This window comes from Acidipropionibacterium virtanenii (assembly GCF_003325455.1).
Classification (GTDB): Bacteria; Actinomycetota; Actinomycetes; order Propionibacteriales; family Propionibacteriaceae; genus Acidipropionibacterium; species Acidipropionibacterium virtanenii.
The window spans coordinates 964,998-980,658 of sequence record NZ_CP025198.1; the positions used below are offsets into that span (position 1 = coordinate 964,998).

The window sequence follows — 15,661 nt, forward strand, 5'->3', positions numbered from 1 at the left end:
CACTTCCGCATCCGCCATGCAGGCAGGAACCACGGCCCGGGCCGAGGCCCGGGTGCCCGTCCAGTTCGGCGTCTTCACCGTCTCCGACGTGACTTCCGATCCCATGACTGGAAAAACTCCCAGCGAGCACGAGCGCCTGATGAACATCGTCGCGATCGCGAGGAAGGCCGAGGAGATCGGGCTGGACGTCTTCGCCCTGGGCGAGCACCACAATCCTCCTTTCGTATCGTCCTCGCCGACGACGACCCTGGGATACATCGCCGCTCAGACTCAGCGGATCATCCTGTCCACCTCGACGACGCTGATCACCACGAATGACCCGGTGAAGATCGCCGAGGACTACTCGATGCTTCAGCACCTGTCCGGAGGTCGGGTCGATCTCATGATGGGACGCGGCAACACCGGCCCGGTCTATCCCTGGTTCGGCCGTGACATCCGCCAGGGCATCAACCTGGCCCTGGAGAACTACGCCCTGCTGCACAGGCTGTGGCGCGAGGACGTCGTCAACTGGTCCGGGAAGTTCCGCACCCCGCTCACCGGATTCACCGCCACCCCGCGGCCCCTGGACGACGTACCGCCCTTCGTGTGGCACGGCTCGATCCGCTCTCCCGAGATCGCCGAGCAGGCCGCCTACTACGGGGACGGCTTCTTCCACAACAACATCTTCTGGGACATGGACCACACCCGCCGGATGATCGAGCTCTACCGCGCCCGCTTCGAGCACTACGGCCACGGGCCGGCGTCCCACGCCATCGTGGGGCTCGGCGGTCAGTTCTTCATGCGGAGGAATTCCCAGGACGCGGTCCGTGAGTTCCGTCCCTACTTCGACAACGCCCCGGTCTACGGCCACGGCCCCTCGATGGAGGAGTTCACCTCCGCGACGCCTTTGACCGTGGGCTCCCCGCAGCAGGTCCTCGATCGCACCCTCGGATTCAAGGATCAGGTGGGCCACTACCAGCGCCAGCTCTTCCTCATCGACCACGCCGGGCTCCCGTTGAAGACCGTCCTGGAGCAGATGGACCTGCTCGGGGAGATCCTCCCGCAGCTGCGCAAGGGGTTCCTGGAGGGGCGGCCCGCCGATATTCCGGACGCCCCCACCCACGCGTCGCTGGTGGCCGCCGGAGAAGCTGCCGACGACGCCTACCGATTCGAGACCGGAGACGACGTCACCGGCACCTCCGACAGAATCGAGGTCTCCTCATGAGGATCGCCGCTATCAGCTCGGGGCTGGGCCGGCCCTCCTCCACCCGGCTGCTCACCGACCGGCTGGTGGCCGGGCTGAAGGCCGTCGGCCTCGATGCGCAGGTCGACGTCGTCGAGGTGCGCGAGCACGCCCATGACCTGGTCAACGCCGAACTCACCGGCATGCGGACCCAGGCGCTGGCCGCCGTGCTGGATCAGGTGGCCCGCGCCGACGCCCTGGTCGTGGTGGCACCGGTGTTCAACGCTCACCCCGCCGGCCTGTTCCAGATGTTCTTCGAGGTGCTCGACGAGGGCTCCCTGGCCGGCAAGCCCGTGCTGATCGGCGCCACCGGCGGGACGCCCCGGCACTCCCTGGTGCTCGACCAGACCCTGGTGCCGATGTTCCACTACCTGCACGCGCTGGTCGCGCCGGTCTCGGTGTTCGCCGCCACCGACGACTGGGGCAGCGCCGAGAGCCTGGACGCCAGGATCGGGAAGGCCGTGGCCGCCTTCCTGCCGCTGCTGGGCGCCCGGCCGGACACGACCGGCGGCGAGGCCCGGGAGACGTTCGAGGAGGGGAGCGCCGCGCCCCACGACGACCTTGCTCTCACCGCCGATTTCGAGCAGATGATGAAGGCCCTGGGCCACTGATCCACGGGTCTGGTCCAGTCCGGGGCGGAACGGAAGCGACTCGTCGAAAACCACTGTCCACATTTTGAGATGTGGCGGGTTCTGTCGACGGAAACTGTCAGACCGGCCTGGTTGGCTTGATCCATGGAGGCGATGACGCGGTTCAGGGCGGCGGGCGACCGGCTGGTCGACGCCGATACCGCGATGCGTCGCGCCGAGGCCGACCGGCTGCTGGCGGTGGCCGGGATGATCGACACCTACCCCGCACCGGCACCGCTGGTGGATTCTCCGGCCGCCGAACGGGTGGTCTCCGCCGGGGCGGAGAGCGCCGGTGCGGTCGGGGAGTTCGTGGCCCTGGAGGTCGGTGCGCTGCTGGGGCTGGGTGAGCCGACGGCCTGGAGCCTGGTCCATGACGTCGCGAACCTGCGGGCCCGCCACCCCCACCTCTGGGCGGCGGTGGCGGACCTGCGCGTGGAGGCGTGGCAGGCCCGCAAGGTCGCCCAGGCCTGCGACGAACTGTCGGCCGAGGCCGCCCGGTGGGTCGATCAGAAACTCGAATCGGTGTGGGGTACGGCGCCGTGGCCGAGGATCCGACGGCGCCTGACCGGCCTCATCGTGCGCGCCGACGCCGACCTGGCCAGACCGCGGGCCGAGACCGCCCGGCGCGACCGGTTCCTGTCGATCCGTCATCTGGGAGACTCGACCTCTGTGCTGACGGCCCGGATGGACACCGCCGCAGCGCTCACGCTGGAGGCCTCGCTCGACATGATCGTCGACCAGATGATCCTCGAGGGCGCCCAGGATCCTCTGCCAGTGTTGCGGGCCCGGGCACTGGAGATGCTGGCCACACCCCAGAATCCCGACCAGGACACCACACCCACCAACCCGTCGCCGCCCCTGCCGTTGGCCGACGTCGTCGTCCATATCGCCGCCGAGAACCTCGAGACCGGGACGGGTGTCGCACGGGTGACCGCCCGCGGCAGGGATGTCGGCCCGGTGCTCGTCGACCAGCTGGCGCATCTGCTGGGCCATCACCGCATCCGTGTGCTGCCCGTCACAGACCTCAACGGTGACCCTGCGGTGGACGCCTACGAGATCCCCGACCGCATCCGCAGACAGCTGGTCATCCGGGAGGACTACTCCGTCTTCCCGTACTCCACCTCGAGGTCTCGCAGCGCCGATCTGGATCACACCGTGGCCTACCGGCGGTCGACGCCGGGTTCCCCGGCCCCGCCCGGCCAGACCCGCATCTCCAACCTCGGCCCGCTGGCCCGGCGGGAACACCGCGCCAAGACCGCCGGACTCTGGACAGTCGATCAGCCCGAGCCGGGCGTCTACGAGTGGACCAATCGCACCGGACGACGCTGGCGCGTGGCCAGGGGACGCACCACCAGGCTGCCCGGCACACCCGACGGGGCTCGGATCGGTGACCGGCCGCGCCGGAATCCCAGGATCGACGTCATCTTCGGCTGAGTTGCCCGATCAGGGCCGGGACGGCGGACGACCCCTCAGACCAGGCGGGCGGCGAGCTGGCGGTACATCTCGATCTTGACGTCGACATCGGCGATGTAGCTCACCAGCATGATCTCGTCGACGCCGTGGCCGGCCCGGAACGTCGTGATCCTCTCGGCCACCTCGTCGTAGTCGCCGACCATGAACTCGTCGGGATGAGCCTCGACGTAGCGCCGCAACTCGTCGCGATGCCCGATGTCCATCTGCTCGGGGGCCACGAAACGGATCGGCCGGCCGTGGGCCAGACCGGTCTTCATGTCCGCGGCCACCAGAGCCTGCTCGATCGCCTCGGCACGGGTCGGCGCAGCGCTCACCGACAGCGCCGACAGCGTCATCCCCTCAACGCCCGAGGGCAGTTGGGCCCGGTACCGGTCCATCACCCCCGGGCTCTGCGTCCCGGTGAAGAACTGGGCGTAGGCGTAGTTCATGGCCTGCCTGCCGGCCCAGGCGGCCGACTGGCCGCTGGATCCCAGGAGCCAGAACTGGGGCAGTGTGTCCAGGGAGGGCCCCACCACCAGCGGCCGGTAGGGATGGTCCTCGGCCAGCTCTCCCCGCATCAGCCCGAGGGTCTCCACGATGAGCTCGTTGATGGAGTCCGGGTGGATGACGCGGCCCTGGTTCAGGGCGTAGGAGGCCCGCATGTCCCCGCCCGGCGCCCGCCCCAGGCCCATGTCCACCCGGTCGCCGAAGAGGGTGGTCATGGTGGCGAAACGCTCGGCCAGCTGCAGGGAGCCGTAGTGCATCGCCATCACCCCTCCCGAGCCGAGGCGGATGGTCGACGTCGCGCCGAGCAGATGGGTCATGAGCAGATCGGGGGCCGTCGAGAGCATCCGGTCCGTGTTGTGGTGCTCGGCCAGCCAGAACCGGTGGTACCCGGCCTCCTCGACCCCCTGCACCAGGCGTACGGCGTCGCGCAGCGTCCCGCTCGCCGTGTGCCCGTCGAACAGTGGTAGCTGCTCCAGAACTGACAGTCGCATCCTGCCTCCGTCATCGAGATTCCTTCAGTGCCCGCCGTCATGGGCGAGCGGGCCGGCCCCGACCGGAACCGGCGGACTCCTGCTGCAACCTCGACGGGGCACCGATTCTTCCCTCAACGTTCATCGGCCCATGTTGGTCCATGCGGTCACGTCGCGGTTGAGCCGTCATTAGGCTGGGCCCCATGAGAGAACCCGCAGAAATCGAGTGCTGGCTCACCGATATGGATGGCGTACTGGTGCGCGAGGATCATGAGATCCCCGGTGCCGGCGATCTGATTCAGCGCTGGGTCGACACATCCCGGCGCTTCCTCGTCCTCACCAACAACTCCATCTTCACCCAGCGTGACCTCGCCGCCCGTCTTGTGGCCACCGGGCTCACCATCCCGGAGGAGAACATCTGGACCTCTGCCCTGGCCACCGCCCGGTTCCTGGCCGATCAGCATCCCGGTGCGCGGCTCTTCGTGATCGGCGAGGCCGGACTGACCACCGCCCTCCACGAGGCAGGGTTCATCCTCACCGACTCGTCTCCCGACTACGTCGTGCTCGGCGAGACTCGCAACTACTCCTTCGAGGCCATTACCAAGGCCATCCGGTTCATCGAGAGCGGCGCCCGTTTCATCTGCACCAATCCCGACGCCACCGGGCCCTCGCCCCAGGGACCGCTGCCCGCCACCGGCTCGGTCGCAGCCCTCATCAAGGCGGCCACCGGGGGCCGCGAGCCCTATGTCGTCGGCAAGCCCAACCCGATGATGTTCCGCTCGGCCCTCAACCGCATCGAGGCCCATTCCGAGACCACCGCGATGATCGGCGACCGGATGGACACCGACATGGTCGCCGGGATCGAGGCAGGGCTGCTCACCGTGCTCGTGCTCTCGGGCATCACCCGGCGCGAGGACATCGACCTCTACCCCTACCGGCCGAATATCGTCCTCGACTCCGTCAACGACCTCCTGCCGCTCCTGAGCACGCCGTAATCGCCGGGCATTCTCAGACGACCCAGGGGGGTGTGAGGCCCTCGGCCATGTGGCCGTGGGCCTCCAGTTCGCGGCCCCAGGTCTCCACCCCCTCGGGACGCAGCTCCGGGGGCAGCCGGGCGGTCGCTCCCACCAGCTGCCGCTTGGTCTGCTCGAGCTCATCCATCTCGGTGCGCGTCGCGGTCCCGGCCAGCCAGGCCTTCTCCAGCTCCCAGCCGTGCATCCTCAGCCGCACCAGCTCATTGACGAGCCGCCGGTCCTCGGCCGTGGACTCCGCGTGGACCCGCGCCGACGTCATCCATCCGTAGTCCCGGTTGATCCTCAGCAGGCCGGGATCCACCGTCATCGAGCTGTGCACCGCCACATCCGGGGCAATCACCACGGCCCCTGCGTTGAGGGCGTAGGCGACCTCGTCCCGCTCCGTCTCGTCGGTGAGGATCTCGATGCTCCTGGTGGCCAGATCGAGCATGTTCCTGGTTCCGAAATCCCCGTCTCCCGCCGACCCCTGCGGGGAACAGGTGATGACGTAGGGATGGGTGACGCCCAGATGGCCGATGGTGATCTCGGCCGGCACGTTCTCCCTCACGCCGCCGTCGACGTAGTGCTCACCCTCGATCTCGACAGGACGGAACACCCCGGGCACCGAACATGACGCCAGCACTCCTTCGGTCACCTCATGGTGGATGTCGCTGACCGGCCTGTTGTCGCGGTCGACGAGGGTACCCTTCTCCGTCATGAAGCGCAGCTCCCCGGACTCCAGGGCCACCGTCGCGATGCGCAGGGTCAGCCCGGAATCGGCCAACCGTTCACTGCGGAACCATTCCGGATCCAGCAGCTTCGCCAGCAGGGGACCGGCCCGGTAGGTGGAACCCGAGGCGTCGGCGCCGCGCAGAATCGTCTGAATGTCGCCGCCGTCGCGGGTGAGCTTCGACAGCACTCCCAGCAGCTGCAGCATCACCGAAGGGCTCCACGACGCCGATCCGGAGTCGGGCTCGATATCCTTGGTGGCCATCTCCAGGGTGGCCGCCTGGCCGGTCAGGGGGGCCGCCATCCGCTCGTCGTCCTCCCCGGCCCGCGGATCGGACGGGTCGACGACGGTGTCTCCGTCCGCACTGTGGGCGAAGGGGAGGTTGAGACGAGGCCGGCTCAGGCCGACCGGCGTGCGCCTGCGGTCCCGTTCGACCAGCTTCATCCAGTCCGGAGCCTTGTCGAGCAGGAGGTTGAACCATGCCCGGCGGGCGAACATGTCCGACTGCTCCTGCATCGTCATCCACATCGACTCCAGCTGGCGGACGGCCCGGGACTGGTCCTGGCGGTCGGACCACTGGGCGATCGAGCAGGCGACGACCGATCCCGCCGAGGTGGCCGAGATCGCCGTCGGGGAGATGCCGACGACGTCGTAGAGATGGCGCAGCGCGCCGATCTGGAAGGACGCCTTCGCGCCACCGCCGGCCAGCACCAGGCCCTGAACGGGGCGGGAATTGCTGCGGCCGAACCGCAGTGTGGGCAGCCCGAGCCAGGAGGAGAGTTCCATGCCCCCGATGCTATGCGGGCCGCGCCGATGAGCCTGGCTCGGACGGTCGGTCGTCGCCGTACTGGGCTGATTGAATAGTTGTGTGAGGCTTGCCTGAGCTTGTTCTTCGAGGACGGGATGGTTTTCGGAATGAGGAGATGACGTAAATTGTGAACCTATCTGACAAGGTGATACTCATGGGGAATCGCGATCTGGAGGCCCATCAATGGGTGATCTCCGACAGTCTGTCGTAGGTAATGCTCAGTTTCGTTGTAGTGGCCTGGAATCGTGTTTATGCTGGGAGCATCCGAATCACGGACGAACCCTCTGGAAAGGCCCGATCATGAGCACCGTCACCGCTGTCAAGTCCTGTGCAGCCACCACCTGCGCCTTCAACAACGGCGGTTGCGCCGCCTTCGCCGTGACCATCACCGGCAAGGCCGACTGCAGCACCTTCATCACCCTCGACGCCCGTGGCGGCCTGCCGACAGCCTCCGGCCAGGTCGGCGCCTGCCAGTGCCTGGAATGCGTCCACAACAAGGACCTGATGTGCACCATCGATGCCATCGACGTCGCCGACGGTGCTGCCTGCGCCTCCTATGAGGTCCGCTGAGCCGCGTTCACGCAGGTCTGATGAGGGGCCACAGCGGGCCTCGCGAGAGCGAGGCCCGCTGCCCGCGGTTCCGGCGTCAAAGACGCGGAGAGCTGTCCGGAACCGAGTCTTCGATGAGACAGCTCACCTGGACCGCCAGATCGTCCAGAGTGGTGGCCGGTCGGCGGAAAGCCGCGAAGGCCGCGAGTGTCTCGTCCTCCCGCACCGACATGAGGGTCACTCCCGTGCTGTCGATATCGGCCAGGAAGACATGTCCCAGCGTGTGGTCGCAGGTGTGCATCGTGGGCCGGCGCCAGCAGATCGCACCCGGGATCGCGCCGGTGTCGACCGAGCGGCACATCTCTGCGAGGTGGGTCTCGCTGACCGAGGCCACCAGGTCGTAGGCGTTCCACTCGTCATCGGCCCCTGGGAAGGCCTGCGGCCGGTCATTGACGATCGTCCCCACCAGGTCCTCGAAATCCATCGGGGTGACGCCCAGGCTGTCGCGCAGCACCACCCGCTCGATGTCGATGACGCCCAGCCGGCCGCGGCCGTCCTCGACCAGATCGGCGACCTCGCGGGGGAGTTCACCCCACGCGTAGAGCCTCCGGGCCTCGCCCGGTGCCAGCCATCTCAGCACGCCGAGGGCGTGCACTGTCGCGGCCACCAGGCGCACCGCCGGATCGGGGGACTCCTTGAGCAGATCCACCCGTACGTCGATCGGCTCGCCGGCGTCGACGGTGGTCACCGGATCGCTCGGGTCGGGCCGTCCGGCCACGACGAACTGCCCTGAGCGGGTGAGCCCGTGGGCGATGGAGGCGGTGAACTCATCGGGGCTGAGACGATAGGCCAGCAGGGATGCCGAGCCGGCTCCCGACAGAAGGCGGTGGGCCATGGAGCGGGTGCGAGCGGCCAAGGCATCGGCATTGACGGCAGCGCGATCTGTGGATGGGAACATCGTGATGAGCGACCTCTCTCGTTCGCTGAGGTAAGGCTAGCCTAAACTCTTGTCGGTGCTGTGGCCAACCCCGGTTCAGAGTGTGGACGGGCCCCGCCCGGGTGGTCCTGCGGCGGCTCCTCGGCCGGATGGCGAACGAGGCGGGGACTGGCACAATGGGCGCAGTGAGCAGTTCCCTCATCCCTCCGGCAGTCAACCCGGCCCCGCGCCATGACCCGCCGGAGGATCTCAGCCGTTTCGCCTGGCTGTCGATCGCGGCCGCGGTGACGACGATCTGTCTCAAGGCCGGGGCCTGGCTGCTCACCGGATCGGTCGGCCTGCTCTCGGACGCCGCCGAGTCGGTGGTGAATCTGGTGGCCGCGATCGTGGCCCTGGTGGCCCTCAAGGTATCCATCAAGCCGCCGGACAAGAACCACCAGTTCGGGCACTCGAAGGCCGAGTACTTCTCCGCGGCGGTCGAGGGCATCATGATCTTCGTCGCCGCGGCGGTCATCCTCGTCTCGGCGGTCGACCGCTTCATGCACCCCCAGGGTCTGGAGAACATCGGCATCGGACTGGCGGTCTCGGGAGTCGCCTCGGTCATCAACGGTGCGGTGGCCGCAGTGCTGATCCGCAATGGCCGACGTCGTCATTCCATGACTCTCACCGCCGACGGCCGGCACCTGTGGACCGACGTCGTGACCTCGGTCGGCGTCGTCGTCGGCGTCGGCCTGGTGTGGCTCACCGGCTGGCAACGGCTCGATCCGATCGTGGCCTTCGCGGTGGGCCTGAACATCCTCGTCACCGGTGCGAGACTGATCGGCCAGTCGGGCGCCGGCCTGATGGACGTCTCCCTGCCCAAGGACGACAACGCCGCGATCCGCGAGTTCCTGGACCAGCACAGCGGCGATCGGATCGGGTTCCACGCGATCCGCACCCGTGAGGCCGGCTACCGCAGGTTCCTCGAGTTCCACATGCTGGTGCCCGGCGACTGGACCGTTCAGCACGGTCACGACGCGATGGAGGACCTCATCGACGAACTGCTCGACAAGTGGCCCGACCTGCGGGTGATGGGCCACCTCGAGCCGATCGAGGATCCTCGCTCCTACGAGGATCTGGACGTCTGAACCGTGGGTCGGCGGCTCAGTCCAGTCGGCGGGCTGATGGGCCGGGAGCGGTGATCAGCGTGGTGGCGCGGGCCGCCTCGACCGGGAACTCGGCGCGGTAGCCCCGCAGCCAGGAGTCGGCGAAGACACCGGCGTCGGCGCCGGGCACGGCCGCCCACACCGATCCGCCGAACCCGGCCCCGAAGGAGCACGAGGCCACGGCGCCCAGAGCCCTTGCGATCCGGGCCAGGGCCACGGTCTGGGGAACCTGATTGCCCAGCAGGGAGCCGGCCACCTCCTGGGACTCGTCGACCGCGGCCCCGAAGCCCTCCAGATCCCCGGAGCCCAGGGCATCGGTGGCGGCGGGGATGATCCGCTCGGACTCGGCCAGGAAGTGATCCAGCCGGCGGGTGAGGTAGTCGTCGCCGGACACCAGACTGTGCAGCTCCACGGCCCCGGGATCGGCCTCCAGGGCGTTGGCGAGCACCGCGTCGTCGCGGCCCGTCGCACCGTTCCACAGCCTCAGGATCTCCCTGGTGGACAGCGAGGCCCGGTTGTAGAGGTCTCGTGCGGCGCCGGTCTTCTCGGCCGCCACCCCGCTCACCGCGACCACCAGGGCCAGATCGGCCGGGAAGCCGACACGCTTCTCCAGCCGGATCGGGCAGAACCGGAACTGGCCGAGCTGCCCGGCGCGACTGGCCACCATGGCGGTGTGATCCTCAGAGCCGCCGAAGGTGCCGACTCCGGCCGCTCCCGCCAGCTCCTTGAAGCTCATGCCGTTCTCGAAGCAGGCCAGGTACTGCGCCAGATCGGCCTCGTCGGCGACATTGCGCCTCCATCTCGCCGATCCGGTGAGGCCGTTGGCATCGGCCGTCGCCAGCACCACGGAGCTCACCAGGGCCGACGAGGAACTCATCCCGCTGGCCAGCGGCAGATCGCTGGAGACGTCGAGGCGGCAGGGGGCCAGAGGGCCGAAGTTGTCGGTGAGCCGGTCGATGACGGCCTGGACGTAGCCGCCCCAGTGGCCGGCCGGGAGATGCGGGTCGGTCCCGGCGGCCAGGTGCAGCTCACCTGGCACGGCGCTCGAGGAGGCGATGACCCCGTCCCCGTCGACGGGGGTGCAGGTGGTGGTGACGCCGCGGTCGACGGCGGCGACGAGGGTGCGCCCGCCGGCATAGTCGGTGTGCTTGCCGAGCACCTCGATCCGACCCGGGACGAACCAGCGCACCGGGGCACTCACAGGACGACCTCGGCGGCCCCCAGAGCGGCCTCCACCGAGGCGATGTCGCCGCGGCTGGACATGTCGAGCACGCCGGCCTCGACCGCGATGACGTCGAACCGATTCCCCTGCGCGACCATCCGGCGCACGGCGTCGACGATCTCGAACTCGCCTCGTGGGGACTTCTCGATGCTGCGGCAGGCCGCGAAGACCGCGGGGGTGAACAGGAAGCAGTTCATCGACACCAGGGCGTCCTCTCCGGCCGCCTCGACCACCTCCGCCGAGGGCTTCTCGACGATCTCGGCGAGCTGCCCGTCGTCGGTGCTCAGCAGCGCGAAGGCGGCGATCCGGTCGGGGTCGATGTTCGACTCGGCGATCATGGAGTGCTTCACGAAGCCGAGGGTCGCCGACGCCGGTGCCTCGGCCAGCCGGGCCACGGCCTTCGGCGGGTAGAAGTTGTCGGAGTTCACCACCAGGACGCGATCGGGCCCGGCGAAGGACTCGGCGGCGGCGACGGCGTCGGCGGTCCCCAGGGGCTCGGCCTGGACGGCGTAGGAGACCGACACCCGGGTCTTCGCCAGACCGTCGTAGTAATCGCGGATCATCTGGTGCTCAGGGCCGATCACCAGGCAGAACTCGTCGTAGCCGACATCGGCCAGGGCGGAGATGACGTGATCGAGGAAGGGCCGCCCGCCCTCCATGGAGATCATCGCCTTGACCCCCGCCGCGGCGGCCGAGGCCTGGCCGTCGTCCAGTTCGATCCCCTCGGCGGCCCTGCGCATCCGGGTGCCCAGCCCGCGGGCCATGATGACAGCCTTGTGGGGTGCTGAGTACTCGTGCGGCGCAGTGGTGTCATCCTGCGGCGCAGCTGAGTCGTCCTGGGGCGCAGTGGTGGTCTGCCTGGTGCTGGTCTCGTCGGTCACACCCGTCATCCTATGGGCTGGCCACCGCTCGGCGGGCAGGGCGGTGGGAGCATCGCTCGACCCGGGTGCTCACGCCCGAGGGCGACGGCCGCCGCCCCAGCGGGGCAGCCGGGGCGGTGCGAGAATGGGTCGGGATTTCCGAGGGCAGAGGGGTGGGTCCATGCAGCGACAGGCCGGTTCGCCGATCACGGTTCCGGGATGGGACGACTACTTCCTGGGCATCGCCGAGGCGGTGGGGGCGAGGGCCAAATGCACCCGTCGCAGTGTGGGTGCGGTGCTGGTGCACGAGCACCGGATCATCGCCACCGGCTACAACGGGGCGGCTCCCGGACGGCCCGACTGCCTGGAGGGCGCCTGCCCGCGGGGCCGGCTCGGCTATGACGACGTGGCCGCGCTGAGCGACTACGACGCCCCTGGCTCGCCGGGATTCTGCATCGCCATCCACGCCGAGGTGAACGCGCTCCTCTTCGCCACCCGCGACACCACGGGATCGACGGCCTACATCACCGACAAGCCCTGCCCCGGCTGCCGCAAGGCACTGGCAGCGGCCGGCGTGGTGCGGGCGGTGTGGCCGGCCGGGGAGTTCGACGTCGACCGGCTCGTCGACTGGAACGCCTAGCCGATCTGCTTCTGCTTGGGTTCCAGGGCGCGGGCGGCCTCGGAGGCCACGGCCTCGAGATCGACCCCGGTGGAAGCGGTGATGGCCGCCACCAGGAGCCCTTCGACCAGGGGTGCCGGGCTGATCCGCATCTTTGCGGAGACCTCGGGGCCCAGAAACTCCCCGGCCATCTCGGCCGACAGGATCGATGATCCCAGGTCCACCAGGACGAGGATACCGGGACAACCGCTGAGCTCCTCCACGGCGCTGCTGACCGCGGCGGCATCGGTGCCCAGGGTGTGCTCATCCAATCCTGCGGCGATCCTGATCGTGGGCCGGGAATCGGCCTGGACCATCTCCGACGCGAGTTCGACCGCGGCCCTGGCCAGCGGGCGGCTGTGGGAGACCACGACGATCCCCACCAGATCTGTCCGCAGAGTCTGGGCGGCGGCTTCAGCGTGAGACTCGGTCATGGCCCGCCCCTCACGCCAGAGTGCGAGCTGCGCTGTCGATGAGCATCGCCATCGACGCGGCTCCCGGATCGAGATGGCCCTTGCTGCGCTCCCCGAGGTAGGAGGCCCTGCCGCGGCGGGCGATCATGTCGACAGTGGCGTCACGGCCCTCATCGGCCCCCTTCGAGGCGGCGGCCAGGGCCTCGGCGAAGGACTTTCCGGCATCAGCGGCCTTCTGGGCGGCGTCGACCGCGGTCGACAGGCAGTCCACCAGGGTCTTGTCTCCCAACGACGCCTTGCCGCGGGCCACGATCCCGTCCAGGCCGGCCTTCATGGCGGCGGCCCACATGGCGGCGTCGAGCACCCCGGTGGCGGGCAACGAGGTGCCGAGCCGCAGGAAGAAGGTGCCGTAGAGAGGCCCTGAGGCGCCGCCGACGGTGCTAACCAGTGTCATCCCGGTCTTCTTCAGCAGCGCAGGGGCATCGGGGAAGGTCGTCGGGTCGAGGGCCGCGACCGCCGCCATGCCGCGCGACATGTTGGATCCGTGGTCGGCGTCGCCGATCTGGCGGTCCAGGTCGGTGAGGTAGTTGGTGTTCTCATTGATGACGTCGGCATAGTCCTTCAGCCACGTCGAGACGAGTCGCGTTGAGAGTTCAGGCATCGATATCAGCATCCCCATCGGAGTCCGGGCGTGTTCACCGGCGCGTCCCACAACCTCAGGAGATCATCGTCGGCATTGAGAAGCGTCAAGGAACATCCTGCCATCTCCAGCGAGGTGATGTGGTTGCCCACAAGGGTGCGGGCCACCGTCACCCCCTTGCCGGAGAGAATCCGGGCCACCTCCCCGTAGACCAGATACTGCTCGATGAGAGGGGTCCCGCCCATGCCGTTGAGCATCGCGATGACCGGTGCACCGGTGAAGTCGCGATCGGCGAGGATCGGCTCGACGAGTTCCCCGGCGACCTCGGCGGCAGAACCGAGCCTGGCCTTGCGGCGGCCCGGCTCGCCGTGGATGCCGATGCCCAGTTCGATCTCGTCCTCGGCCAGGTCGAAGGTGGGCTTTCCGGCTGCGGGGACGATGCAGGAGGTGAGGGCGACGCCGTAGGACCGGCCGCCGTCGTTGACCCGTTTCGCCAGGGAGAGCAGGGCGTCGATGTCCTGCTTCTCCTCGGCCGCCGCACCGAGGATCTTCTCCATCAGGACGGTGAGGCCGACGCCGCGCCGCCCGGCGGTGTAGAGGGAGTCCTGCACGGCGACGTCATCGGCCACCAGTACCGACTCGATCCGGCTCCCGGTCTCGGCGGAGACCATCTCGGCGGCCATGTCGAAATTCATCACGTCGCCGGTGTAGTTCTTGACGATCTGCAGGATCCCCGCCCCGCCGTCGACGGCCCTGGCGGCGGCCATCATCTGGTCGGGGACCGGGGAGGTGAAGATCTCACCGCAGCAGGCGGCGTCGAGCATGCCCGCGCCGACATACCCGCTGTGCATCGGCTCGTGTCCGGAACCTCCGCCCGAGATGAGACCGACCTTGCCGCTGACAGGTGCATCGGCGCGCGCCACGATGCGGTTCTCCAGATCGACAGCGAGGGAACCGGGGTGTGCGGCGGCCACACCGACCAGGGAATCCCTGACGACGTCCTCAACAGCATTGATGAGCTTCTTCATGCCACAAGTGAACCACCCCCCGACGGGCCCTCCAAGAAAACTCCCGGAACAGCACGGATGGCACGAGTGAGGGGATTCAGCGGACGTGCCGGTCGTAGTCGAGGGTCACCTGGCCTCGCACGATCCGTAGCCAGGGGGCCTTCTTAGACGGGTCGAAATGCACCCGGATGACGTCGTTTCGCATCACCACCCAGGTGACGACGATGAAGGTGAGTCCCAGGAAGACCGCGCCGAAGGCCATCGTGGCGCGCGGGCTGACGGCGTCGCCCAGCCAGCCCACGATCGGGGAGACCAGTGGTGTGCCACCCATCACCATGAGTGCCCAGAAACTCATCACCCGGCCGCGCATCTGCGGGGATACCGAGGTCTGCACCATGGAGTTCGCGATGATGGTGGTGGACACCGCCCCCCAACCGATCGGGGCCATCAGCACCGCGAAACTGGCGTAACCGGGGGCGAAGGTGGCCGCGGCCATCGAGACCGTGTACACCACCAGGGCCAACTCGATGTAGCGCAACCGGGGAACACGGCGGGCGGCGCCCAGGGCGGCGATGATCGCGCCGATCCCCATCACGGAGCCGAGCAGCCCGTACTCGCCCGAGCCCTTGCCGAAGGCCTGGGTGGCCATCACGGCGTCGGAGATGTTGAAGTTGAATCCGAAGGTGCCCATCATGAAGCCGATCCCCAGCAGCAGCATGAGGTCAGGACGGCCGCGCACGTAGCGAACGCCATCCCGCACACCGGCCTTCCCCCTGGCCGGTGGGGCGGGATGCAGCTGCTCGGAGCGCAGCATGACCAGCGAGGCGATGAAGATGATGAAGCAGCACACGTTGATCGCCATCACCCAGCCGACCCCGACGGCGGCGATGAGCAGACCGCCGAGCCCCGGCCCCAGCAGCCGGGCGCCGTTGAAGGAGGCGCTGTTGAGGCTGATGGCGTTGGACAGCTGCGAGAGCGGCACGATCTCGGAGACGAAGGACTGCATCGCGGGGGAGTAGAAGGAGGAGGCGATACCGTCGAGACCGGCGAAGAGGAAGACCATCCACAGCTGGACGTGACCGGTGAGCACCAGGATCGACAGCAGCGCCGCGTCGATGCCCAGCACGATCTGCGCGATGACCATGATGCGGCGCTTGGGGAAGCGGTCGGCCAGTGCACCGGCCCACGGGGTGAGCAGCAGGATGGGCAGGAAATTGATGGCCGTCACCCAGCCCAGGGCCGAGGCGTTGCCGTGGGTGAGGATCACCAGCACGAGCCAGGACTGGGCGGTTCGAGCCATCCACTGGCCGAGGTTGGCCGCCAGTGTCCCGACGAAGAAGATCCGGTAGTTGGGGATGGACAGGCTGGCGAACATCGTTCTCATGCCGGGCGGCTCCGG

16 protein-coding genes are annotated in these 15,661 nt (G+C 68.6%); 7 read left to right on the forward strand and 9 right to left on the reverse strand.

Annotated features, from left to right (window positions below; translation table 11 throughout):
• Positions 1 to 16: 16 nt before the first annotated feature.
• From JS278_RS04310 to JS278_RS04320, 3 genes are all read left to right on the forward strand, one after another.
• Positions 17 to 1,204: an LLM class flavin-dependent oxidoreductase gene (locus JS278_RS04310; protein WP_114046107.1), complete on the forward strand. Its 1,188-nt coding sequence runs from the start codon at positions 17 to 19 to the stop codon at positions 1,202 to 1,204.
• Positions 1,201 to 1,833, forward strand: a complete 633-nt coding sequence (locus JS278_RS04315; RefSeq protein ID WP_114044124.1) for a CE1759 family FMN reductase — start codon at positions 1,201 to 1,203, stop codon at positions 1,831 to 1,833. The genes JS278_RS04310 and JS278_RS04315 overlap by 4 nt, the downstream gene beginning before the upstream one ends.
• Before the next feature lie 123 nt (positions 1,834 to 1,956).
• A complete protein-coding gene (locus JS278_RS04320; protein WP_114044125.1) occupies positions 1,957 to 3,285 on the forward strand; it encodes a DUF222 domain-containing protein in 1,329 nt (442 codons plus the stop codon).
• A 35-nt stretch (positions 3,286 to 3,320) separates the two neighbouring features.
• Here JS278_RS04320 and JS278_RS04325 read toward each other — a convergent pair whose 3' ends face one another.
• Complete coding sequence (locus JS278_RS04325) at positions 3,321 to 4,301, reverse strand: MsnO8 family LLM class oxidoreductase (RefSeq protein ID WP_114044126.1); 981 nt, start codon at positions 4,299 to 4,301, stop codon at positions 3,321 to 3,323.
• A gap of 182 nt (positions 4,302 to 4,483) precedes the next feature.
• On the opposite strand from JS278_RS04325, the gene JS278_RS04330 reads away from it, so the two are divergent.
• Positions 4,484 to 5,275: an HAD-IIA family hydrolase gene (locus JS278_RS04330; RefSeq protein WP_114044127.1), complete on the forward strand. Its 792-nt coding sequence runs from the start codon at positions 4,484 to 4,486 to the stop codon at positions 5,273 to 5,275.
• A gap of 13 nt (positions 5,276 to 5,288) precedes the next feature.
• Here JS278_RS04330 and JS278_RS04335 read toward each other — a convergent pair whose 3' ends face one another.
• Entirely contained in the window at positions 5,289 to 6,809 is a 1,521-nt protein-coding gene (locus tag JS278_RS04335) for a patatin-like phospholipase family protein (protein WP_114044128.1), read from the reverse strand.
• Between the two features lie 322 nt (positions 6,810 to 7,131).
• On the opposite strand from JS278_RS04335, the gene JS278_RS04340 reads away from it, so the two are divergent.
• On the forward strand, positions 7,132 to 7,401 hold the full coding sequence (locus tag JS278_RS04340) for a DUF1540 domain-containing protein (RefSeq protein WP_114044129.1): 270 nt from the start codon (positions 7,132 to 7,134) through the stop codon (positions 7,399 to 7,401).
• A 76-nt stretch (positions 7,402 to 7,477) separates the two neighbouring features.
• On the opposite strand, the gene JS278_RS04345 is transcribed toward JS278_RS04340, so the two are convergent.
• On the reverse strand, positions 7,478 to 8,275 hold the full coding sequence (locus JS278_RS04345) for a hypothetical protein (protein WP_147243149.1): 798 nt from the start codon (positions 8,273 to 8,275) through the stop codon (positions 7,478 to 7,480).
• A 218-nt stretch (positions 8,276 to 8,493) separates the two neighbouring features.
• Here JS278_RS04345 and JS278_RS04350 point away from each other — a divergent pair, with 218 nt between their 5' ends.
• Positions 8,494 to 9,444, forward strand: coding sequence for a cation diffusion facilitator family transporter (locus tag JS278_RS04350; RefSeq protein ID WP_114044131.1), 951 nt, complete (start codon positions 8,494 to 8,496; stop codon positions 9,442 to 9,444).
• Positions 9,445 to 9,460: 16 nt separating this feature from the next.
• Here the strand turns inward: JS278_RS04350 and JS278_RS04355 are convergent, their stop codons facing one another.
• Together JS278_RS04355 and JS278_RS04360 are read right to left on the reverse strand one after the other, a co-directional pair.
• A complete protein-coding gene (locus JS278_RS04355; protein ID WP_114044132.1) occupies positions 9,461 to 10,663 on the reverse strand; it encodes a galactokinase family protein in 1,203 nt (400 codons plus the stop codon).
• Entirely contained in the window at positions 10,660 to 11,448 is a 789-nt protein-coding gene (locus tag JS278_RS04360; protein ID WP_245935267.1) for a nucleotidyltransferase family protein, read from the reverse strand. The genes JS278_RS04355 and JS278_RS04360 overlap by 4 nt, the downstream gene beginning before the upstream one ends.
• Before the next feature lie 277 nt (positions 11,449 to 11,725).
• Between JS278_RS04360 and JS278_RS04365 the strand changes: the two genes are divergently transcribed.
• Positions 11,726 to 12,184 (forward strand): deoxycytidylate deaminase, encoded by a 459-nt coding sequence (locus JS278_RS04365; protein ID WP_114044134.1) that lies wholly within the window; start codon positions 11,726 to 11,728, stop codon positions 12,182 to 12,184.
• Here JS278_RS04365 and dhaM read toward each other — a convergent pair.
• The 4 genes from dhaM to JS278_RS04385 all read right to left on the reverse strand — a co-directional run bounded on the left by dhaM (position 12,181) and on the right by JS278_RS04385 (position 15,637).
• Positions 12,181 to 12,636, reverse strand: a complete 456-nt coding sequence (gene dhaM / locus JS278_RS04370; RefSeq protein ID WP_114044135.1) for a dihydroxyacetone kinase phosphoryl donor subunit DhaM — start codon at positions 12,634 to 12,636, stop codon at positions 12,181 to 12,183. The genes JS278_RS04365 and dhaM overlap by 4 nt on opposite strands.
• Positions 12,637 to 12,646: 10 nt before the next feature.
• Positions 12,647 to 13,294: a dihydroxyacetone kinase subunit DhaL gene (gene dhaL / locus JS278_RS04375; protein WP_114046108.1), complete on the reverse strand. Its 648-nt coding sequence runs from the start codon at positions 13,292 to 13,294 to the stop codon at positions 12,647 to 12,649.
• Complete coding sequence (dhaK, locus tag JS278_RS04380) at positions 13,282 to 14,283, reverse strand: dihydroxyacetone kinase subunit DhaK (RefSeq protein ID WP_114044136.1); 1,002 nt, start codon at positions 14,281 to 14,283, stop codon at positions 13,282 to 13,284. Before dhaK ends, dhaL begins: the two co-directional genes overlap by 13 nt.
• Positions 14,284 to 14,359: 76 nt before the next feature.
• Positions 14,360 to 15,637, reverse strand: a complete 1,278-nt coding sequence (locus JS278_RS04385; protein ID WP_114044137.1) for an MFS transporter — start codon at positions 15,635 to 15,637, stop codon at positions 14,360 to 14,362.
• Positions 15,638 to 15,661 lie beyond the last annotated feature (24 nt).

Bases quoted from the DNA above. Each gene is read 5' to 3' on its own strand.
- JS278_RS04350 (WP_114044131.1), top strand. From the start codon at position 8,494: ATGGGCGCAGTGAGCAGTTCCCTCATCCCTCCGGCAGTCAACCCGGCC.
- dhaL (WP_114046108.1), bottom strand. From the start codon at position 13,294: ATGGGGATGCTGATATCGATGCCTGAACTCTCAACGCGACTCGTCTCG.
- dhaK (WP_114044136.1), bottom strand. From the start codon at position 14,283: ATGAAGAAGCTCATCAATGCTGTTGAGGACGTCGTCAGGGATTCCCTG.
- JS278_RS04325 (WP_114044126.1), bottom strand. From the start codon at position 4,301: ATGCGACTGTCAGTTCTGGAGCAGCTACCACTGTTCGACGGGCACACG.
- JS278_RS04385 (WP_114044137.1), bottom strand. From the start codon at position 15,637: ATGTTCGCCAGCCTGTCCATCCCCAACTACCGGATCTTCTTCGTCGGG.
- JS278_RS04330 (WP_114044127.1), top strand. From the start codon at position 4,484: ATGAGAGAACCCGCAGAAATCGAGTGCTGGCTCACCGATATGGATGGC.
- JS278_RS04340 (WP_114044129.1), top strand. From the start codon at position 7,132: ATGAGCACCGTCACCGCTGTCAAGTCCTGTGCAGCCACCACCTGCGCC.
- JS278_RS04365 (WP_114044134.1), top strand. From the start codon at position 11,726: ATGCAGCGACAGGCCGGTTCGCCGATCACGGTTCCGGGATGGGACGAC.
- JS278_RS04320 (WP_114044125.1), top strand. From the start codon at position 1,957: ATGGAGGCGATGACGCGGTTCAGGGCGGCGGGCGACCGGCTGGTCGAC.
- JS278_RS04335 (WP_114044128.1), bottom strand. From the start codon at position 6,809: ATGGAACTCTCCTCCTGGCTCGGGCTGCCCACACTGCGGTTCGGCCGC.
- JS278_RS04360 (WP_245935267.1), bottom strand. From the start codon at position 11,448: ATGGCCCGCGGGCTGGGCACCCGGATGCGCAGGGCCGCCGAGGGGATC.
- JS278_RS04310 (WP_114046107.1), top strand. From the start codon at position 17: ATGCAGGCAGGAACCACGGCCCGGGCCGAGGCCCGGGTGCCCGTCCAG.
- JS278_RS04345 (WP_147243149.1), bottom strand. From the start codon at position 8,275: ATGGCCCACCGCCTTCTGTCGGGAGCCGGCTCGGCATCCCTGCTGGCC.
- dhaM (WP_114044135.1), bottom strand. From the start codon at position 12,636: ATGACCGAGTCTCACGCTGAAGCCGCCGCCCAGACTCTGCGGACAGAT.
- JS278_RS04315 (WP_114044124.1), top strand. From the start codon at position 1,201: ATGAGGATCGCCGCTATCAGCTCGGGGCTGGGCCGGCCCTCCTCCACC.